This is a genomic window from Colwellia sp. BRX8-9, from assembly GCF_014077245.1.
Taxonomy (GTDB): Bacteria; Pseudomonadota; Gammaproteobacteria; order Enterobacterales; family Alteromonadaceae; genus Colwellia_A.
This window is the reverse complement of the sequence record NZ_JACGVN010000027.1, coordinates 1-21,849: the sequence shown is the minus strand read 5'-3', so window position 1 is coordinate 21,849 and position 21,849 is coordinate 1. Positions and strand designations below refer to the sequence as shown.

The window sequence follows — 21,849 nt, the reverse complement described above, 5'->3', positions numbered from 1 at the left end:
GATTTTTAACGTAAGAAGCGCTGGTGTTTAAACCAGCGCTTATATATTTTCCGTTATTGAAGACTATTTGTCTTCTTTAACTTCTTCAAATTCAGCGTCAACAACATCGTCATCAGCTGGCGCAGCGCCGTCTGATTCAGGAGCGCCTTCTTGAGCACCGGCTTTCGCTTGAGCAATTTCCATTAACTTAGCTGATGCTTCGATAACGGCTTGAGATTTAGCTTCAATCGCTTCTTTATCATCGCCTTTGATCTCAGTTTCAAGTTCAGTTAATGCTGTTTCAATTTTTTCTTTGTCTTCGCTTGGTAAGTCATCGCCCGCTTCTACAATTTGCTTGCGAGTGGTATGAACTAGACCGTCAGCTTGGTTACGTGCTTTAACTAATTCTTCAAACTTAGCATCTTCATCAGCGTTAGCTTCTGCGTCACGTACCATTTGTTCTACTTCTTCATCAGATAAACCAGAAGAAGCTTTAATGGTAATCTTCTGTTCTTTACCTGTGTTCTTATCTTTAGCTGTTACGTGTAAAATACCATCAGCATCAATATCGAAAGTTACTTCAATCTGTGGTGTTCCACGTGGTGCTGCATCGATACCTTCAAGGTTAAATTGACCTAAAGATTTGTTTGCAGACGCTTGCTTACGCTCACCTTGAACAACATGAACCGTTACCGCAGCTTGATTATCGTCAGCTGTAGAAAAGGTTTGTGACTGTTTAGTTGGGATAGTGGTGTTTTTATCGATAACTTTCGTCATCACGCCGCCCATTGTTTCGATACCTAATGATAATGGCGTAACGTCTAATAAAAGTACGTCAGTTACATCACCAGAAAGAACACCTGCTTGTATTGCTGCACCAGCGGCAACGGCTTCATCAGGGTTAACATCTTTACGAGGTTCTTTACCGAAAAATTCTGTTACTGCTTTTTGTACCATTGGCATACGTGACTGACCACCAACTAAGATAACATCATTGATATCACTTACTGATAAGTCTGCGTCTTTAAGCGCTTGTGCTAATGGTATTAACGTTGCTTTAACCATGTCTTCAACTAAAGACTCTAATTTAGCACGCGTTACTTTAATGTTCATGTGCTTAGGGCCGCTGCCGTCAGCTGTGATGTAAGGTAAGTTAACATCTGTTTGTTGTGCTGAAGAAAGTTCACATTTAGCTTTTTCTGCTGCTTCTTTCAAACGCTGCATTGCAAGAGGATCAGTCGTTAAATCCATACCTTGGTCTTTCTTAAATTCAGCAACAAGATAGTTGATTAAACGGTTATCAAAATCTTCACCACCTAAGTGAGTATCACCGTTAGTCGCTAATACTTCAAACGTGTGCTCGCCTTCAACTTCATCAATTTCAATAATTGAAATATCGAAAGTACCACCACCTAAGTCGTAAACAGCAATAACTTTATCGCCTTCTTGCTTGTCCATGCCGTAAGCAAGAGCAGCAGCAGTTGGCTCATTGATAATACGTTTAACTTCAAGACCAGCAATACGACCCGCATCTTTAGTTGCTTGGCGTTGTGAATCATTGAAGTAAGCAGGAACTGTGATTACAGCTTCTGTTACTGCTTCGCCTAAAAAGTCTTCAGCAGTTTTTTTCATTTTCTTTAAAACTTCAGCTGAAACTTGTGGTGGTGCAACGTTCTTATCACGTGTTGTAACCCAAGCATCACCGTTGTCAGCTTTAACAATACCAAAAGGCATAATTTTAATATCACGCTGAACTTCTTCGTCTTCAAAGCGACGACCAATTAAACGCTTAATCGCGTATAATGTATTTTTTGGGTTTGTAACAGATTGGCGTTTAGCAGGTTGACCTACTAACGTTTCGCCATCTTCTGTGTATGCAATAATTGAAGGAGTTGTACGATCGCCTTCTGCATTTTCAATTACACGTGCTTTGCCGCCATCTAGTACAGCAACACAAGAGTTTGTTGTCCCTAGGTCAATACCGATTATTTTGCCCATCTTGAGGATCTCCGAATACTAATTAAAATAAAGCTTATTAAAATAAGATTTTTTAATAAACCTGTTGATGAAACAAATAGTGGGGGCAGTAAAATCCTTTTCAACTAATTTCCAAGAAAAAAAGTAAATTTATTTCATTATTTAGCTATTTGTGAAGATTTTTTTGTTGTTTCTCACCGATAGCGATAAAACACCCTAATAAAACTTATTTGCCTGCTAAAAACAAAAAAGCGGTAAGAAGTTTTATAGAAACTTCTTACCGCTTTTTTTAATGATATTTTTTATGCTGTGGTATCAACTACCGGAGCAGATTTAGAAACCATTACCATCGCTGGACGAATTAAACGGCCATTGAGTTCATAACCTTTTTGCATCACAGCAATAACGGTATTTGGCGCAACGCCCGGAACTTCTTGCATAGACATCGCTTGATGCAATTCAGGATTAAAAGGTTGGTCTTGTGGATCAACACCTTTAACGCCAAATTTTTCTAACGAAGCAATTAAACCTTGTAGGGTTAATTCAAGACCTTCAATAATGCCGGTATTGTTTTCATCTTCTTTATCTATATTCTGCAAAGCACGTTCTAAATTGTCTACTGAAACTAACATTTCAGCAGCAAATTTTTCTAAAGCAAATTTACGTGCTTTATCGACGTCTTGTGCGCTACGGCGGCGAATATTATCAACTTCTGCTTTAGCACGAACCACAGAATCTTTTTGATCTGCGATAGTGGTTTGCGCTGAAGAAAGGCTTAACTCAAGTTCGTTAATCTTTTCTTGCTCGGCACTAATCACTTCATGGGCATGAATATGTTGAACTTCGACTTGCTCTTCAGCTTGGTCGATAATTTCTTGCGCCATAATTTCTTCGGGCGTTAAAGCTTCTGTTGATGCTTCAGCTGTATTTTTGTTTTCTGTTGACTCATTAGTCATGAAAGCTCCAAAATAAACTAATAATATATTTAACAATATAAAGGTTATATAAATCTGATAACGGTAATTATGGGGACTTCTTGCTACGATTCAAGCTTAAATACAATTTAATTAAGTTTGTTGTTACTGAGCGCTGGTCAGCGTTTTGAGAACAAATATCATTTTTTTATATATAGTCATTCTATTTAAAAGCAATTATCTGCAGTTATCCAATCGTTTAAAAACGCTTAAACCTCCACTTTAAAAGGCTTACAGCCTACATTGTTTGTTTCGAATAAATAAGCATTCTCTTCAATTAATGCCTTAACCCTAAATCTTTTAAATCTCGATGAAAGCGAAAAATTTAATCAAAATGGTAGTCAGTAAATGATTTATAAAAAAGTCAACTTTACAAGCCATGAAAATACAGCGAAACTATTATTAATCCTAAGATACAAACAACTTACTGCGTAGACATGAGCAAAATTTATAACACCATAGGTTTAATAGGCAAACCAAATCACGAAGGAGCCAGCGCAACAATAACAGCGCTCTATCAATTCCTTACCGGACAAGGTTATCAGGTATTAATTGAAAGTTCAGTTGCCCCATCAATCGATATCGATAATCTAACGATTAGTACCCTAGTAGAAATTGGTGAACAAGCTGACCTGGCTATAGTCGTGGGCGGTGATGGTTATATGTTAGGTGCCGCGAGGGTTTTATCATGTTTTGATATCGGTGTTATTGGTGTAAACAGAGGGAACTTAGGCTTTCTTACCGATTTATCGCCCGATGAATTAATTGAACCACTTGAGAAAATTTTACGTGGCGAGTCGCGCGCTGAGCAACGTTTTATTATTGAAGCAGAAGTTTATCGCCACGGAAAATTGAAAAGCTCTAACAGTGCAGTCAATGAAGCAGTGCTACACGCAGGAAAAGTAGCCAGCATGATTGAATTTGAAGTTTACATTGATGGTAGCTTTATGTTCAGCCAACGCTCTGATGGCTTAATCGTGTCAACACCTACTGGCTCAACCGCCTATTCAATGTCGGCAGGTGGTCCAATTTTAACACCCAATTTAAATGCCTTATCTTTAGTGCCAATGTTTCCGCACACCCTAACCAGTAGACCCATAGTCGTCGACGGCAATAGTGAAATAAAATTATTACTCGCCAATGAGAACTATGAAAGCTTACAAGTAAGTTGTGATGGCCATGTTATTTTAGCGGTATTACCAGGTGATGAAGTTATTATCAGAAAAAGTGAATATACGCTGCGATTAGTTCATCCACTAGACCATGACTACTTTAATGTACTGCGAAGTAAATTAAGTTGGGGCAATAAGCTTTATTAATTTTTAACAAATTCAATCTGTTGAATTTTTATTCGATTAACACTTGCACAAAACCACTTTACTGTATAAATTAACAGTTACACATATTTATACAGTGAATTGGTTTCTCATGCTTTTACATCTTAATATTCAAAACTTCGCCATTGTGCGCACCCTAGATATAGATTGGCGCAAAGGTATGACAACCATCACCGGAGAAACAGGTGCGGGTAAATCGATAGCTATTGATGCCTTAGGTTTATGTTTAGGCGATAGAGCGCTCACTAATGTTGTAAGACCCAATACTAAAAAAGCAGAGTTAGCCGCAACCTTTGATATCAACAAAAACATTTCCGCACAAAAATGGCTTAAAAAAAATGGCCTATCCCTAACAGACGAACACGATGCTGAGTTAGATTGTGAATGTATTTTACGCCGAGTAATATCAGCTGAAGGACGCTCAAAGGCTTACATTAACGGTAGCCAAGTTCCGCTTGCCCAACTTAAAGATATTGCACAATTTTTAATAAGTATTCATGGCCAACACGATCACCAACTCATTGTTAAGCCGGCACAACAGCGAAAAATACTTGATGAGTATGCCGATCATCAGCACTTATTAGACGACGTTCAATATTACTATCAGCAATGGCGAAATCTCAATACAGAACTAAAACAGTTACAAGAAAGTAAAGAACAACGCGAAGCAAAACTGCAGTTATTACAATACCAAGTGACCGAGCTAGACGAATTTTCACTACAAACGGGTGAATTTCAAATTCTAGAAAGTGATTACAAGCGTCATAGTAACGGTCAGTCATTATTGACCGGAACTTTGAAAGCATTGCAAACTTTGTCTGAAAACGAAAATCACAATATTTCAGACAGCCTAAGAAACAACTGCGAACAATTGAATGATTTAGTTCATATGGATCCTAAGTTAGCAAATATTGCTAACACCTTGAGCGAAGCACTTATTCTTGTAGAAGATGCTAATGATGAACTAAAGCACTACTACGATAAGCTTGAACTCGATCCAGAAGCTTATCAAATGATTGAAGACCGCTACTCGCTCGCTATTCAACTTGCTAAAAAACATCAAGTGGCACCCGAGCATTTGCCAACGTTACACTTAGAGATAAAACAAGCCTTACATATCATAAATTCAGACGGTTCAAGACTAGATAAAGCATACGTAGACATTGAAAAAGCTAAAGTACATTACCTACAATCTGCTCAGGCATTATCAACATCAAGAGTAAAATCGGCTAAAAAACTCAGTAAAAAAATCACGCTGAGCATGAAAGAGCTCAATATGAACAACGGCATATTTGACGTATCAGTACAGCAAGTTAATGTTGAAGCTTTATCGCCGTTTGGCCTTGATGAAATAAACTTTCTTATTAGCCTTAACCCAGGGCAAAAATTAGAAGCGATGAACAAAGTTGCTTCTGGTGGCGAATTATCACGTATTAGTTTAGCCATGCAGGTTATTTTGGCTGACAAGGTGATCACACCGACTTTAATATTTGATGAAGTTGATGTAGGTATTAGTGGCCCAACAGCGGCAATGGTCGGTAGCAAGCTACAAGAATTAGCACAAAACACCCAAGTTATCTGTGTAACACATTTACCACAGGTTGCTTGCAAAGGGCATCAACAGTTATTTGTCAGTAAATTAACCGATGGCGAGTTTACAGAAACAAAAGTAACGGAACTAAGTGCTAATGGCAGAGTCCAAGAAATTGCTCGCTTATTAGCGGGAAATAAAATAACAGATAACAGCTTGGCTAATGCTCAAGAGTTACTTGCCGGTTAATAAATTAATTTTAGCGTTAAGTAAATAACCTGAGTTGAGGCACAAAGGTGCAAAATAAATTGAAAATAGTTTTGTATCTCTTCGCGGGCTTAGTTATCATCCCCATTCGAACTTATTAGGATAAATGAAAAAACATGTTATTTCGCATTTTAGCCATTACTATTGCCCTATCTCTTTCTGCCTGCTCAAGCTGGGTCTATCGTTTTGACATTCCTCAGGGAAACTTTTTAGAACAAAAAGATATCGACAAGCTTCAAATTGGCATGACTAAAGAACAAGTAAAATTTGTACTTGGTAGCCCTGTTGTTAACGATGCATTTGGCAATGATACATTGCACTATGTTTACTTATTAAAATCAGGTCGAAGTGAAGAGTTTAACGTTAAGAAGAAATTTATCCTCTATTTTGATAATGAATTATTAGCCAGCGCAGAAGGTGACTTTGTCTTAGGTGACAACTTTTACGTTCCTATGGTTAACTAATAAATATTTTAGTCCCATAAAAAAACGGCCTTAATAGCCGTTTTTTTTACTTTAAATTTTGCGAATTTTTAGCTTGCTTTATTTCGACGCGGGTCAACACGACCACCGGTAACTTTATCGGCACGCCCTTCATCTTTTGCTTTTTCAGCTCGGCGTTTTCTAACCTCTTTTGGGTCAGCAATTAAAGGTCGATATATTTCAATACGATCTAAATCTCGCAAAGTATCCGTTAACTTAGCGGCTCGATTCCAAATACCGACATTATTTACGGTTAAGTCTATTTCTTCAAAAACAGATAAAATGCCTGAAGCAATAATACCTTGCTCTAACAAGGTGCCTTCATCGACTAAAAGCGTTAATAGCTCTTGTCTATCGGGTAGTCCATAAACAACTTCTATTTGTATTTTACGTTGAGCAAGTTCTTGCTCTATCTCTATGTTATCAACCATTAGAATGATAAACCTCTTTAGCTCTTTGTGTAAAAGCTTGTACCATATTATTGGTCAAACTTGTAAAAACACGGCCAAATGCCAAATCGAATACTTTACTCGAAAACTCATACTCTAAATGCAAACTAATCTTACAAGCTTCTTTAGATAATTCAGTTAGTTGCCAGTAACCCGTCAACTTTTTAAAAGGACCGTCAACTAAATCGAGTTGCACTTTATTATTACCAATCAAGGTATTCTTGGTGGTAAACCATTTTTTTAGAACCCCCTTCGAAACCATCAAAGCAGCAGTAACTTCATTACCTTGCTGAGAAATTATCTTACTGTCACCACAATTTGGGATAAATTGAGGATAAGCAACAATATCATTAATTAATTGATACATTTGGTCAACGCTATACATCACTAAAGCGCTGCGACTAATTACTGGCATTTATTTTCCTCAACTTTAAAGGGTAATGATAACAAAGCCGTGAGCAAAAGGCATTAAACAGAAAAATTGAAATTAATCATTCAAATATCAATAATTCTCCGTATAATGTTTGCGATTGCTATTTTTGATGGCAAACAAAATGGAAATATAATGGCACAGAAAAAAAAATCAAACAGCAATACTATTGCGTTAAACAAAAAAGCTCGTCATAACTATTCTTTAACTGATAAGTTTGAAGGTGGGATGAGCCTGCAGGGTTGGGAAATTAAAAGTATCCGTAGCGGAAAAGTTAATATTTCTGATTGTTATGTACACGTAAAAAACGGTGAAGCTTATTTACTGGGTGCTGAAATAATGCCGCTCAATGCTGCTTCTAGTCACGTAGTATGCGAACCTAATCGTGACCGCAAGTTACTGTTGAATCGACGTGAATTAGAGAAAATAACCGCAGCTGTAGAGCGTGATGGTTATTCATTAATTGCCACGGCGATGTATTGGAAAGCAAATTGGGTCAAACTCGAATTTTATTTGGGTAAAGGTAAGAAAGACCATGATAAGCGTTCTGATATCAAAGACAGAGAATGGGCTGTTGATAAAGGCCGATTAATGAAAAATAAGAATTTAGATCGATAACAAGTTAACAATTAACACGTTGTTTATTTAAAAGAAGCGCTGTACAATGCGCTTTATAGACTGAATAAGTTTATAATTAAGATGTAAAAACTTTGGGGCGGATCTAGGATTCGACAAGATTCATGAAACCCGAGGTGCATGCCCAGGGGCGGTTTGCCTGGTAAAAAGCCGCAAAACTATAATTGCAAACGACGATACGTTCGCACTAGCCGCTTAGGCTAGCCATCGCCTCAAAAATTCTCCTATTGTTTAGAGGATCGATGGTCACCCCAAATAGGATAGCGAGGGAAGCACGCTTAAGGCTGAACCGCGAAATAGTATTAAGCTCACCATGACGAAGCCTGTCGATTGGCGTCTAATTGGTTAAACAAATAATCGACTAAGCATGTAGTACCAAGGATGTAGGCTTTTTGGACGGGGGTTCGATTCCCCCCCGCTCCACCACATATAGAACGACAGAAGACTAACTAAATCATAGTGTTACGACTACTTACAGACCGTAAAACGACTGCAAATAGATTAAAAAGAACACTTTTAGGACACTCGCCAATAAATACGTGGCTTGTAGAAAGATTTTAGTTAGTTTTCTGTAGTTATTTCTATACTGTTTTTTATCATTAGAACACTCCTAGAACACTTAAAACTCTCTTAATTCATCTTAAAATCATTTTATTATGAGTGTAGTATTCGACTCTATTCTTTAGTTTTAAATATCAAGCTTAATAATATTATCAAACAAGTAAATCAGTATCATTGAACATATTTACTTCAATAAAATATTTTGCTCTCGTTTTAAAATGTTCATTAATTCAGTTCCTACTTTCATCCAATACATAGAGCATAGTTTTATAACTCTAGACACATCATATATAAAAACATTCCACGATCGGCTAAAACATTCATCAACAATATCGTCGTAGCCGTTAAAACATCTATTCGCTAATTCATTTTGTCTCAGCCATTGCCAAACTTGTTCTGTTGGATTGAATTTTAGAGAGTATAGTGGCAATGCAATGATCAAAAAACAATCAAACTTATCCGTTACATTTAATTTATGCTAGGCCGCACCGTCATAAAAAATCAATACATGGTAACCAGTTAGCACTTTTTTGATATCAATTCTAAGTATTTCCCATAACTTCCATGTTCATACATTCTTTTGGATTATATAAAACAGAATAATTTATACTTCTAACAATTACCGATACAATTTATTTTTGATGTAATATAGTTATTACTCAACTCTCGATAACAGTTATTTATGTCAAAAAATTTATTATTTTCTTCTAAAGAATTCAAACAGCTTTTAGATGTTTCAGATTGCGAACTGATGCACATGCGAGTTTCAGGAGAGTTGAAATTTGAAAAAAAAGGAAATGCATTTATATACCAACTCCATGATAAACGATTATTACTAAAGCACCCTATAGCGAATAACTTATTAAATTGGTATCAAGAAAAACACCATATATCCATTGATAACTCCCCCAAAGAAGTAGAGTCAATCAATTCCACTTTAGATCTTGTCGAAACAGTTTTACTACCAGTAAGTAAAAAGTTTGGTGATGTTAGAATCACATACGGTTTTGTTTCACCAGAATTAAACAGATATATTCAAAAAAACAGTCCATCTGGTACATATCCTTCCATTGATCAGCATGCGGCTTCAGAGCTAAATAATTTTAGTAATCATATATGTAAAAGACATGGCTTAGCCTGTGATTTCATTATTAATGGTTATGAAAAGCAAATGGATCAAGTTATGTTATTTATAGTGAATAATTTAGATTTTGATAAAATTTACTATTACGGAAATGATAGACCACTTCATGTAAGCGTTGGGAATGAATCAGAAAGGCACTTACAAATAATGAATGTGAGCGACAAGGGTAGACGTATTCCTGGAAGAAAAGCTTACGGAAATAAAGCTAAAATATTAGCGGAAGAATTAATACAATGAATGAAGAGCAATTTAAAGAATTAGTCAACTCACTTGATGTGGGTAAGAAACTACCTGACTCAATTTATTTTCATAAAGATACATTTTCAGATGTTCCTGATGCATTATCTAAATTCATTAAAATTGTCGCTAAAGCATTGAAAATTGATGATGCTAATTGGAATTTAATAAAAGTCTTTAGAAACGATTTTCGATTATCTCTATTAAATTACCCTTCATTTTTTGAAGATTCATACCCGGCCTTAGAGCAGAGTGTGAATGTTGATTTAAAGAAACTATCTCATCGCGTTACAAGTTATTCAAAACAAGAGAACCCACCCATACTTCACCGAAAAGAAACAATGATTACTAAAGACCATGAATTTCATGATCATTTTTGTATGCTCACCCAAGAAGGTGAAGCAGCTGGACTCTATGAAAATAGCCGTATGATTGGTTTTAAAAGTTCATGGGAGAGATTAATAGAAAAGCATGGATATGAATTAGTCGATGGTCGTTTATTTAGAAGTTCAGCGGTAAATAGCAATGTTGATAACGATAAAGAAATAGATAGGCATAAAACAGCCATAGTTAGGTATGAATTATCAGCCCCCATGAAAACCTTGGCAAAAAATGGCTTCTTGTCAGGTGAATATTCAATATTTGACTATGGATGCGGCAGGGGGGATGACCTTAGAGAGTTAGAAACTCATGGTCTAGATGCGCTTGGTTGGGATCCTAACTTTCGCCCTGACTCAGAAATAGTTAACTCAGATGTAGTTAATATTGGCTTTGTGATTAACGTTATTGAAGATCAAGACGAAAGAATTAGTGCCGTATTAGGTGCATGGGAAGCAACTGGTAAATTGTTAGTAATTTCTGCAATGCTAGCTAATGAGAGCTACTTAGCTCAATTTAAACCATACAAAGACGGTGTTATTACTTCAAGAAACACTTTCCAAAAGTATTTCTCACAAGCTGAATTAAAGTCCTATATTGAAAGAACGCTTGATGATGAGCCTATAGCCATATCTCCCGGTATATTTTATGTATTTAAAGACAAGGCACTAGAGCAACACTTTCTTCAAAATAGACATAAACGCAGTTACCAGTGGCAACAACTAACAGAGCCTAAGCCTGTTAGTGAAGATCAAGCCAGAATACTCTTCACAAAGCACCAAGAACTCCTAGAATCTTTTTGGCTCAGTTGTCTAGCTTATGGGCGTGTTCCAGCTAATGAAGAGTTCGGCAAAAGCGAAGAAATTAAAGAAGTCATTGGTTCCAATAAAAAGGCACTTAAATTAGTAACAGATTGGTTTGGTCAAGATGAGTTAAAGCTTGCAGCAACCATGCGCAAAGAAGATTTACTAATCTACTTTGCTTTAGGTATGTTTGAAGGAAGAAAGCCTTACACACATCTGCCTGATGACCTTAAAAGGGACATTAAGGCTTTCTTCGATACACATAAAATAGCTTTGCACCAAGCGAAGGAGCTATTGTTTGATATTGCCAATATTGAACAAATCACAACAGAGTGCTTAAAAGCTAAAGAGATACTACCTGCATCTAAGTTATCGCTAGAAAACGAACAGCCACACTCCCTTACGATCCATAAAAACTTTATTGATGATTTATCACCTCTACTTAGAGTTTACGTTTATTCAGCATTACAGCTGTATGGTGAGCTAGATGACATTCAACTAATTAAGATACATATCACATCAGGTAAAGTAACCTTATTAGGCTATGAGGGCTTTGAGGACTCCCCACTACCTCAACTAAAAGAACGTGTAAAAATAAAAATGGCAGAACAAGATGTTGATTTTTTTGATTATATTCGCGAAGATAAGCGCCCAGTATTACTAGATAAAATTGAATATATTGATGAAAGTTTTAATGATTTCAAAAAACAAAAGGCGTTTAATAAAAAGCTTAATAAAGAGTTAAAAAACATCTCAACAAATAACATTAACAAACTTCAAATTACTCTTTTATTACCAAATAAAAAAATATTAGGTTATAAAATAATATGACCCTTATCATTTAAATTTTCTAAAACACTTTATTCCAATAGTAGCGCTTATCAACTGCCTTAAATTACAAAAAACACTATTTAACCTGCTATTCAGCTAATAATTTAATAAAAAACAAGTCGTCCACAGCTGTTTCTTCATCATCGTCCATTTCTTTTTTGATCAAGAGAAGTCCACCGTTTGCGTAATCCTCTATTAGTCTTAACACTTTACTAATTTCAGACTTTAATTGAGATTCATCCATATGCTCTATAGCTACCATGTCAAAATCAGATTCAGCAATAGCACATACAAATAGCTGTTCCACTAAGTCTACAGGCTTCCAATTTTCGACTTCCCAAAAACCTTTTGCTAAATCTGAATCCGTAATCTCTAATTTTTTATCTTTATTTAGACCCAGAAAAAAAGCGAACATATAAAACTCATAAACACTAGAAAAAGCTTTTGCTTTAGAGAATTTATTTTCAACACTTCCCCCCCCAAATTGAGCATATGTTTTAATTAATTCATCAAAAGTAGATAAATACCTAGGTTTAAATTTACCAAACTTTTCTTTTAGATAATTCATCAACTTACCTCCTTAATCAACACTTGCAAGTCTGAACGATCTTCTGGATTTCCCTTAGGAAAGTGAGACTTAATTGTATGTATTGACCCAATTTTGAATGCACTATTTTGTTTAAATGATTCTCGTTCGTTTAGATCAATAAAATCATATGTCATAACAATTGATTGCTTAAAATTTTGACTTAATGCTTCATAAAACCCTTCGGAATAGCCTTTAGCCATTTTTGCAGTTGGTGCATCTGAAATCAGAGAGAAGTTCTCACTCCATTTCGCTTTTGAAGTTAAAATAGCGATGATAAGGGATAGTTTAATAAGGATAATATTGCCATCATTATTTCCTGACATAATGTAACCATCGTTATCCACTATTTCAGGTATACAAGTATCATTTGGAAGCATTTTTAATTGAATCTTCCCTGTAATAGCATTGTTTCTACTAGCCATATTTTTAAAAATGCTATTGGCATTTTTTTCCAAATCTTTCACTAACAATAAGTAGACATCTTGCCTAGTAGATTTTGCTACTTTTACTAATGTGGAGAATACTTTGTCTGCATTAATAACAGCTAGTTCAACTTCACCGGTCACTAAATTTTCTAGTTCTTGATTAATAGAAAGTAAGTCTTGTTTCAGATTACTAAGTTTAGAATTTGCTTCAGCAAGCCTCGAAGTGAAAATCCCTTTATTTTTTTCATGTTGTCTGAACTCACTTACAATAGTTTCTGAGTGATCATCTGCCATTAAATTTTCAAAATTATTTGTTATCGATTCAATTTCTGACTTTGATTCATTTATTTCATTTCTAATATAATCTAACTTTGAAAATTCTCCTGCTATTTTTTCTTTTGTTTGTTTGATCGGAATATCTAACCTAAGACTAGATTCATACAACCTTTGGAAATATTGCGAAAAATCTTGTTTAAATAATTTTTTTTCTGGTTCGTTATTTCTTTCTACTAGCCCCTTTATATACTCCCAAGCCTCACTACCTTGTGGGGCTTCCCTATCACACACATGACACCTGCAATCATCTAACATTTTGTTTATGTGAATAGGCCCAGGTACATTTATAGGTAACTTAATAGTTGTGACTGCATTTTCATTGATCAAAGCTTGGTGTTTACCGTTATAACAACTATATTTTTCAGCATATTTCGAAATATGTTTTCTCGAGTTTTTCAATAACCAATAATCTGTGAATATTTTAGAATTGAGAGAAGAATACCTTTGAGTGTATTTTGTTTCTAAATTTTCACATTTATCTTCAAGCGTTTTCTTTCGTGCTTTTAACTCGGCTTTCTTAGTAGCATCACCAATTTGACTTATCAACTCATCAACTTTTATATTGGCTATTTCCAAGTTTTCATCTAAAACGGAAATGTCACTTTCAGTTTTTTTAATAACCATAAGTTTATTTTCATATTTAGTAGTTAATTCTTCCGATTTACCCACATTTTTGCTCAATTTATTCTGGTTTTTCCTCAACTCGGTCGAAGCTTTAGTACTTCCCTTTTCGGTAAGGTTTACAATCTCATCGTATTTACTAATATCTGAAAGTACATTAATTATATGAGTTAAAGCTGACTTATCCGTCAAATCCATAAGACTATCGACCTGCTCACCTTGAAACCACATATACTTTTTAAGGTGGGGGGGAATTACTCTTTTCAATACAGATTCCTCAGACTCACTACATGGAGCCCACCTTGTAGTTTTCTTATCTTCAATAAACAACGAACTGCTTTCACAGGCCCACTCACTCCCATCATCTTTTAACTTTGTAGCATGAAAAAGTCTTGTTAATCTGTACTCTTTTTGGTTAGCCCCAATAGCTGTTAACATAACTTCAGTAGTAGCTGTTTCACCTATTTCACAAGATCTTCTAGTTTTGTCTGATATTAATTGCTCTCCATATAGCTTTGTACTGCTAAATCTACGAGTCGAAGAATCAAAAATTTGGTCATAAAGAACCCAATAGAATGCATCAAATAGTTTGGATTTACCTCCACCATTATTACCTATTATAAGGTTAAGACCCTCGGAAAACTTTAAGCAGTTAACGTCATGTTCTCCGACGTAACATTGAAAATTTTTCATTGATATTTGCTTGATTATCATTGATTACGATCCTTTTCTATAATTTGAAAGTGAATCAATACGCAAATTAATTTGACGTAATGTCATTGGTTGAGTCTCTTTTTTACAAAATGACATAATGAGCGACTTTAAAGATTCTACTACTAGATCATCTGTGCTATCTCTAAAATTCACTTTTAGAAGTGTTTCTTCGTCTAAAGATGAAGCTTGTTTTAATTTATTATTAGCTAAAAACATACTTAACATTTCATTACGATCATAACTCATTGCTTTTCCTCTATCTCTTCTTGAATACCATACAAATCAATATCATACATAGTAGCCACTTCTTCAAACCTTGTCATTGTTGAATAATAATTCCTAGCTAAAGATGCAAAATATACAACTCTTGTCAGTTCATCTTTCATTAATTTTCTTTCAATCTTTATAGTATCTTCATTAGGTGTAATACTTGGAATCACAATCATGTCGTGAATTACAGCTCTAGTTTTATCAGGATGTGTTCTAAGTACCCGTCCACGCCTTTGTATGAACTGTCTTGGATTTCCTGTACTAGAGCAAAAGATAGCAAGTTCGGCTCTTGGTACATCAACCCCTTCATCTAAGCATTTCATGGAAAATAACGTTTTTACAAAACCACTTTCAAACCATGTTAAAACTTGTTCCCTGTTATCAGTTTCGCTTGTATAGGCATAAGCTCTATCATTAGGAAAAATAGTTTCGAATTTATGCAAAAATTTATCTAAAAGGTTGGTTTCATTTTTATACTTATTTTCATATTCATCTCCATCCTCATCATCACCTTCAGGAACGTATACAAAGGAGTTAGAAACAGAAGAATATTTATTATTTTGTTGATTTAAAATTTTTTCAAAGACTTGAAGCTTAGACGCTGCTTTATGAATAATTCTCTTTCTCTCTATAAGCAACATTTGAACAACATTAGATGATTTAAAAACTCCATTATCAAAATCAAAAAACTTTAGCAGTTTTCTACTAATTTCAACATATTTGTCTAGTTCCCACTCATTTAAATATACAAAATGGGGATAGTAGTCATATTGGCAAAGTACACCTTCATCAATAGCTCTTTTCATCGAAAAATTATAGGTGTATGGAGGAAGGGAGTTAAAAACTTCCTCTATAAGACTGTTCCCTTCATCATCAAATTGACGAGTTATAGTTGCAGATAGTGCTATTCTTTTTTCTAGGTGTAACTTTTTTATGATTGCTTTGACTTGAGGACGTCCTAAGTTGTGGGCTTCATCTGCAATGAGTAAAGTAGCGTTTGGTAATTTTTTAAAGTATTTTTGAAAGCTATCATTTGGGAAAGATGAATAGGTTGTTATGAGAATAAACGACTTAGATTTATTAAAAAGTAAGTCTGTAGTCAGTTCATTTAATTGTTTTTTCCAATGACGAAACTCGGAAGATACCGGAATTATTTTTTTGAAATTGAAACCAGAAGCCTCTTCAATCCATTGTTTTAAAAGAGTCTTTCCTGGAACCAAAATAACTGCTTGGTAAACCCCTGTTTGTTTATATTCATTAAGTAGACAATTTAATGATGTGATTGTTTTTCCTGTGCCTGTTGCCATAGCAAATATGCCTTGGCAATTATTTGCTTTCCAATTTTCATAAGCAATTTGTTGATACTCTCTAGGCTTTGAGTTGAATGGAAATCTAGGAGCATTCTTTACTATAATTATTAACTCCTCTAACTCTAACTTATATTTTTCGATAATTTCAGCGTTAGTCGTGACATTAACTCGTTTTATAATATCTAATTCATTCGATAGTAATTCTTGAATTGATTTCTCTTTTCCTATGTTCGAAACAGCATTGAGAATTTTATCACTATCCAAGTATTTATATTTTTCATTCGTCCGATCACATAACCCTATAATATCAGGTCGTTTGTAAGAAACTTTATTTTGTTGGAATGTGCAGCCCCATGAAAGAAATACAGAGATATTTTCTCCATTTTCAAGAATACCATTTGCGGTAAAATTACAACTGCCATCCATAAATATGGTGTTATCATCTTTATCTATAAATATTCCCTGTTTGTAATGTGCCATTTTATCTGGCAATAACATTACAGGAATAATTTCTACTCTCTGTTTTCGTATTAAGTACTTAAGACAATTAATAAATTGAAATGATTCACTAGTAAGAGACTCTTTCAACCAACTTAAATTTGAAAGAAATAACTCATCTATATTTTCTTCAAGAGTGTCACTAAAATCCAGAAGTTGCTTATCGGAACCATATAGAAAATGATTAGTGACTATTTTTATGGTTCCGCCATTATAAATAAATTGGGCGAAGCCATATGCAAGTACCCTTATAGCAGATGAACTGAAGTAACCGAGCTTTAAATATACTGTTTTTGATCTAGGGAAAGCTTGAAGGTAAAACTCTAACGGTAAGTCATCCGAGTCTGAGCTATATTCAAAATTATCAGGAAATTTTATATCTTCAAAAGTCATATCGGCCATTGCATTCCTTTGTCATAATCCTTTTAAAGTGACAAATTAAAATTTGTCACTAATATAAGCAATTGTACTTTAATAAAACACTAACTTTATTGTTCATGATTAAAGAACAAAATATAAGGCATAAGATTACAAACTAAAACCAGCTTTTTTTCAACCAATAGTTTTATAAAAGTTTTAGCACTTGGCTTCTTCTACCTGGAACGTAAACTTCAATTTCATTAGATGCATATAGTGTCAGATATTCATATAAATTAGCTTGAATATCTTTTATGTTTCTTCGGTAAGGAGCAGGGTCATCGCACAACGCATCGTGCAACCAACTTGATATTTGACCAAAACTAGGGTCTCTCCTCTCATTGTGATCAATTAGTATGTTTTTTAGCCAGCAATATACTTTGGAGCTTTTAAATAATAATTGAGCGCTATCAAAATCAGTTTTATTAGCCTCAATTACAGCAAATTCTAGAGCTGAATTTATTAAATATTCTTCGCATATTGCACCTGGCTTAACTAGCGGAAAATCCGATACAAAAAGCTCTTTAATTTTAGGCATAATACTTTCCGGCCAAATGTTAGGTATATTTTGTAAATCTACATTTTCGTAATTATCTATCATTTGTTCCATTTTATTGAGAATTTCTAAAGTTACGTCAATGGAAGCATTTATAATTTTGCGAATAAACTCTTTAGAACTTTCTGATGAGGCTACTTTCGTACACGCTTCAAGGTTTCCTTCATTAACAAGCGCAAGACCTTTACCTGTCATATTAGCTGAACCTGTAAATATCAGGTCTTTGTCTATTTGATAAATTTTCGCATGTAAATTAGGTAAGCACTTAACTGTATAGCCGGATAGTATGCATTGCCTAACGGCTTCAATATTACTAGCTCCTACAATGAAGTCTTTAGGCGAAAATCTACCTACAACACACACAGTTGCATTATTTAAAATGCTTTTTAACCACGAGACTGCTGGCATAGAAACAAAAGCTGAAATAACATTTAGATCTCGGCAATGAGGTATACAATCTTCTAAAGAGGTTACTAGCTCCTCACTTGTCATCAATGAATTCATATATAAAGTACTTTTCAATTAAAATTACTAAAGTTATCCCTAAGTGTTCATATAAAAAATTATGAAAGATTTTATATGAACTATATTAAAATAAACTAGTTATTCAGTTCATATAGATAATTTTTCATCATTTTTCCCCATTGACTTCTGATATCTTCCATTTCAGAACGTGTACTGGCGTTACTATCATCTTCGCATTGAGCCCAAGCTATCAGAACTAACTTTATTAACTCTTTTTTATCATCATCTAGTTGTTCAAACACTTTATAAAATTCATGATTATTATTTAATTGAACAATAATAGATCCAGCTTCGCGTGCAATATCAAAAAAGGCATTCCCTTTGAGGGACTGTTCTATAAATTTCACATTACAGTCATTTTTTATCAGGATTTTAGCAATGCTTTCTGCTTCTTCCTTATCTATACCGTCTCCTTCTAAAGCTATCGCTAATTTACCTTCCTTTTCTTCAGGGGGAATATTCGGGTTGTTAAACTCTCGCTCGGAATCCGTTTGTTTTTGATTGTTTTTTCGCTCATCAGCAACTTTTTTTGCTATTTTTTCAGCGTGAGACAAACCTTTTTCTTTATTTTCTTCACCAGATTTTTGGGGACTATCATCCTTAGCTAATGTAGAAGTATGCTTTTTTAGCTCTGTAATGTTTTTATCTATTTGTACAATTATGTGATGAATCCAATATCTGTTTGATTTTTCTTTCTCAAACTTATCTTTAAACTCTTGGATCTGAGTTTTATCATTAGTATCGTAGCCTTCATTTTCAGCTTCAAGATCTAAATTTATTCGCTCAAAATTAACAACATCTTGCTTATCAAAGGTAACTCCAAATAACTCATCTAGCTCTGGAGTAAATGATATCTCAATTCCAAACCAACGATCCCTAGTATCTAGAGATGTGTATATTTCTTTAGTAATTTTAAGCTCTCTACCTGACCTTACTATAGATATTCCGTTATTTTCTTCTGCTAATTTTCCATATGGAGTTGCCCCCATTGAGCTTGATGAGTTTCGAGCAATTGCCTGATGGATAGTTTTAACAACTCTTGAATACTTAAGTATTACTTCACCTGTAGTCCCATCCTTTAAATTAATTGTTATTGTATGAGGTTCACCAACCTGCTCAAAAAAAGATTCATTTTTATAATCACCTGGAAGTTCGGGCAATATTGTCTTTTTGTAAAGAAAAAGAGGATCATTAACTTGAAATAATTTATTTGTATCTTGCTTCAGAACAACGTCATTAACAAAAGATTTAAACCTAACAACTACCTGTTTTCGATTAATAAAGTGTCGATACATCCTTCCGATTAATTTTTCGGAATGAATATAAAGGGACTTGCTAGTCTTCCAACTAACCCTATCAAGATCACTCCAAATAATGATAGTGCCTTTATCTGAATCATAGTCTTCGCCTATAGCTTCTGACCACATCGCCGGTATATTTTTTGCTACAGCCCCAGGGACCGTTTTTAACTTCCCTGTTTCTATTTCGTCTAAATCTAAATAGGTATAAAAACATTTACCAGATTGCCAACTGTAAACCTCTAAACGCCTACATTGAGAAATGGTTGCACTAGGTAATCCCATTCCGAATTTACCAATACCGCTCGGGTCATCTCGGTTGCTACCACCTCCAAATTGTAAAGCTTGCTGCAAAGTTTCAGGAGACATACCTTTGCCATTATCAAAAATTGCAATTTGGTCTACATATTTTATACGACGTTGCCCTGATGTACTTGATTTATCGATACAAATTAACTGAACAGTGTCTGCCGTTGCTTGAATACTATTATCAATCAACTCTGCAATTGCGTGAGCCGCTGTTTTATAACCACTATCTCTCATTGAAGTAATCGCGAGAGATGCAGGAATGATACTATGTTGAGTCATGATTTTACCTTATTTCGTTCCAATTGGAGTTCCAATGACCAAAAGCTTTATCTAAACTAGTAAACTCTGGGATATTGTCTAGCACTGTATAGATTTTACACTTTTCATTTCCGCCGCTTTTTATTCCACGCATAGCTCTACCGGCCATTTGAGAATAAAGGACTAAAGAAAGAGTAGGCCTAGCTATGATTGCAACATTTGTGCAAGGTGCATCAAACCCGGTGGTTAGAATACCGAAGTTAATCATGATATTAATTTCTCTCTTTTTAAATGCTTCTATTTTATAACGCCGAGATTCATTCGTGTCGTGTTCAGAAGTTAGAACTGCTGCGCGGTAACCTAAACAATTTAATGTTTCAGAAATTGCTATTGCGTGTTTAACATTACAGGCAAAAATGATTATAGAACTTCCATTTTCATGCTCAGTTATAGCTTGTTTAATGATCGCTGAATTTCTTGATGTATGTGTTGATAGATTATCAAGGAGTACTGATAATTCATTTTTTATTTCGTAATCAGAAAACTCTAGGTCTTCGCTGCCATCATAGTCAATCGGTAAATATGTTGGTTCCGCAAGATATTTTTCATCTATCAAATATTGTACAGGTGAGTTGTAACCAGGTATTTGCATTGTAACTTTTTGTTCATTAAAAAAGTCTGATAATTTTTTATCTTCATCTTCATCATTAAATGAACGTCCAGGTGTAGCAGTCAGGCCAATTAAAAACGTCTTATTACCGTTACTCATAATTCTGTTGACGGTATCTTTATATGTATTCGCTATAGCTTTATGAGCTTCATCGAAAATAACTAAAGATGCGTGTTCTAACAACTGTTTGAATTCTTTTTCTTCTTTGCCGTCTTTGCGAGAATTCAATCGCTGTAATCCAGCAACAATAATGCCTTCTTTTACACCTGTAAGTGTTTTTTCGGAATCTGAATAATACAAATATATGCTAGTATCTCTATTTCCTAATGAAGACCAAGCCTTATTAAACTCTTTATACGCTTGCCCACAAAGCTCTGCGGAGTCTGCTAACCACACAACCAAACCGTTCTCATTGTTACTCAAATGATTACATGCAACACTCATCGCTGTTCTAGTTTTTCCTGCCCCCGTAGGTAAGTGAATTAGTAGCCTATCTTGTTCTGTTTTTTCAATAGACTCAATCACGCTTCGAACAATTTTTCGTTGGTATGGATAGAGGGGGTATTTCGGAGAAGATAAGACAACATCTTTTGTTTTATTAAAAGCGTCAATCGAACTTTTATAATCCTTTTCTAAGCCAAGGTAAGCCGAAAATTTTATTAATGCACTTTGTTCTGTTAATAAATACGTCTTTAAAAACGTCCACAAATCCGAGCTATCAATAGTTATATCAACGATACTACTGACTAATTTTTTTGCTTCTTCTTCTTTCATTTGGTTTATGAGCTGATTACGTAACTTATTATTGGATACAAATTCAATAGAGTATTTATTTGAAACAGTTTGAATGAGTTCTATTTTTTTTAGTTTTCGTTTTAAATAGGATTCAGAAATATCAATAGAGGAGCTAGTAAGTTGCGTCTGTATCCATGAGTTAGAGCAGCGAGAGAGTAATTCTAAAAGCACAATACCTAATTCCTTTAAGTAAGTAAGTTAGTCACAAATTAAATTAATAATCTATCTAAACATATAATTTA

At 34.6% G+C, this 21,849-nt stretch carries 17 protein-coding genes and 1 other RNA gene; 7 read left to right on the top strand and 11 right to left on the bottom strand.

Features of this window, described 5'->3' with window-relative positions:
- Nucleotides 1-63: 63 nt before the first annotated feature.
- Both dnaK and grpE read right to left on the bottom strand, forming a co-directional pair.
- Nucleotides 64-1,977, bottom strand: coding sequence for a molecular chaperone DnaK (dnaK, locus tag H4J70_RS17670; RefSeq protein WP_070374307.1), 1,914 nt, complete (start codon nt 1,975-1,977; stop codon nt 64-66).
- Nucleotides 1,978-2,258: 281 nt separating this feature from the next.
- Entirely contained in the window at nt 2,259-2,912 is a 654-nt protein-coding gene (gene grpE / locus H4J70_RS17665; protein ID WP_182175999.1) for a nucleotide exchange factor GrpE, read from the bottom strand.
- A 455-nt stretch (nt 2,913-3,367) separates the two neighbouring features.
- Here grpE and nadK point away from each other — a divergent pair, with 455 nt between their 5' ends.
- The 3 genes from nadK to H4J70_RS17650 all read left to right on the top strand — a co-directional run bounded on the left by nadK (nt 3,368) and on the right by H4J70_RS17650 (nt 6,529).
- Nucleotides 3,368-4,249: an NAD(+) kinase gene (nadK, locus tag H4J70_RS17660; RefSeq protein WP_182251583.1), complete on the top strand. Its 882-nt coding sequence runs from the start codon at nt 3,368-3,370 to the stop codon at nt 4,247-4,249.
- Between the two features lie 109 nt (nt 4,250-4,358).
- The gene (recN, locus tag H4J70_RS17655) at nt 4,359-6,047 is read left to right on the top strand and encodes a DNA repair protein RecN (protein ID WP_182251582.1); all 1,689 of its coding nucleotides are present in this window, start codon (nt 4,359-4,361) and stop codon (nt 6,045-6,047) included.
- Nucleotides 6,048-6,181: 134 nt separating this feature from the next.
- The gene (locus tag H4J70_RS17650; protein ID WP_070374311.1) at nt 6,182-6,529 is read left to right on the top strand and encodes an outer membrane protein assembly factor BamE; all 348 of its coding nucleotides are present in this window, start codon (nt 6,182-6,184) and stop codon (nt 6,527-6,529) included.
- A 68-nt stretch (nt 6,530-6,597) separates the two neighbouring features.
- Here H4J70_RS17650 and H4J70_RS17645 read toward each other — a convergent pair whose 3' ends face one another.
- Complete coding sequence (locus tag H4J70_RS17645; RefSeq protein WP_182222292.1) at nt 6,598-6,978, bottom strand: RnfH family protein; 381 nt, start codon at nt 6,976-6,978, stop codon at nt 6,598-6,600.
- Entirely contained in the window at nt 6,971-7,411 is a 441-nt protein-coding gene (locus tag H4J70_RS17640; RefSeq protein WP_182251581.1) for an SRPBCC family protein, read from the bottom strand. The genes H4J70_RS17645 and H4J70_RS17640 overlap by 8 nt, the downstream gene beginning before the upstream one ends.
- 150 nt (nt 7,412-7,561) lie before the next feature.
- Here H4J70_RS17640 and smpB point away from each other — a divergent pair, with 150 nt between their 5' ends.
- The 4 genes from smpB to H4J70_RS17620 all read left to right on the top strand — a co-directional run bounded on the left by smpB (nt 7,562) and on the right by H4J70_RS17620 (nt 12,016).
- Nucleotides 7,562-8,044 (top strand): SsrA-binding protein SmpB, encoded by a 483-nt coding sequence (smpB, locus tag H4J70_RS17635; RefSeq protein ID WP_070377008.1) that lies wholly within the window; start codon nt 7,562-7,564, stop codon nt 8,042-8,044.
- Nucleotides 8,045-8,138: 94 nt separating this feature from the next.
- Nucleotides 8,139-8,488: a transfer-messenger RNA gene (gene ssrA / locus H4J70_RS17630) on the top strand.
- 817 nt (nt 8,489-9,305) lie between these two features.
- Nucleotides 9,306-10,004, top strand: coding sequence for a hypothetical protein (locus tag H4J70_RS17625; RefSeq protein ID WP_182251580.1), 699 nt, complete (start codon nt 9,306-9,308; stop codon nt 10,002-10,004).
- On the top strand, nt 10,001-12,016 hold the full coding sequence (locus H4J70_RS17620) for a DNA phosphorothioation-associated putative methyltransferase (protein ID WP_182251579.1): 2,016 nt from the start codon (nt 10,001-10,003) through the stop codon (nt 12,014-12,016). The genes H4J70_RS17625 and H4J70_RS17620 overlap by 4 nt, the downstream gene beginning before the upstream one ends.
- An 88-nt stretch (nt 12,017-12,104) precedes the next feature.
- On the opposite strand, the gene H4J70_RS17615 is transcribed toward H4J70_RS17620, so the two are convergent.
- The 7 genes from H4J70_RS17615 to H4J70_RS17585 all read right to left on the bottom strand — a co-directional run bounded on the left by H4J70_RS17615 (nt 12,105) and on the right by H4J70_RS17585 (nt 21,778).
- Nucleotides 12,105-12,584, bottom strand: a complete 480-nt coding sequence (locus H4J70_RS17615; protein ID WP_182251578.1) for a hypothetical protein — start codon at nt 12,582-12,584, stop codon at nt 12,105-12,107.
- Nucleotides 12,584-14,701, bottom strand: a complete 2,118-nt coding sequence (locus H4J70_RS17610) for an AAA family ATPase (RefSeq protein ID WP_182251577.1) — start codon at nt 14,699-14,701, stop codon at nt 12,584-12,586. The genes H4J70_RS17615 and H4J70_RS17610 overlap by 1 nt, the downstream gene beginning before the upstream one ends.
- A gap of 3 nt (nt 14,702-14,704) precedes the next feature.
- Nucleotides 14,705-14,947 (bottom strand): hypothetical protein, encoded by a 243-nt coding sequence (locus tag H4J70_RS17605; RefSeq protein WP_182251576.1) that lies wholly within the window; start codon nt 14,945-14,947, stop codon nt 14,705-14,707.
- Nucleotides 14,944-17,181, bottom strand: a complete 2,238-nt coding sequence (locus H4J70_RS17600; RefSeq protein ID WP_182251575.1) for a DEAD/DEAH box helicase family protein — start codon at nt 17,179-17,181, stop codon at nt 14,944-14,946. Before H4J70_RS17600 ends, H4J70_RS17605 begins: the two co-directional genes overlap by 4 nt.
- A 163-nt stretch (nt 17,182-17,344) precedes the next feature.
- Complete coding sequence (locus tag H4J70_RS17595; protein WP_182251574.1) at nt 17,345-18,256, bottom strand: phospholipase D-like domain-containing protein; 912 nt, start codon at nt 18,254-18,256, stop codon at nt 17,345-17,347.
- Between the two features lie 95 nt (nt 18,257-18,351).
- Nucleotides 18,352-20,163: an ATP-binding protein gene (locus tag H4J70_RS17590; RefSeq protein ID WP_182251573.1), complete on the bottom strand. Its 1,812-nt coding sequence runs from the start codon at nt 20,161-20,163 to the stop codon at nt 18,352-18,354.
- A gap of 4 nt (nt 20,164-20,167) precedes the next feature.
- Nucleotides 20,168-21,778: a DEAD/DEAH box helicase gene (locus H4J70_RS17585; protein WP_182251572.1), complete on the bottom strand. Its 1,611-nt coding sequence runs from the start codon at nt 21,776-21,778 to the stop codon at nt 20,168-20,170.
- Between the last annotated feature and the right edge of the window lie 71 nt (nt 21,779-21,849).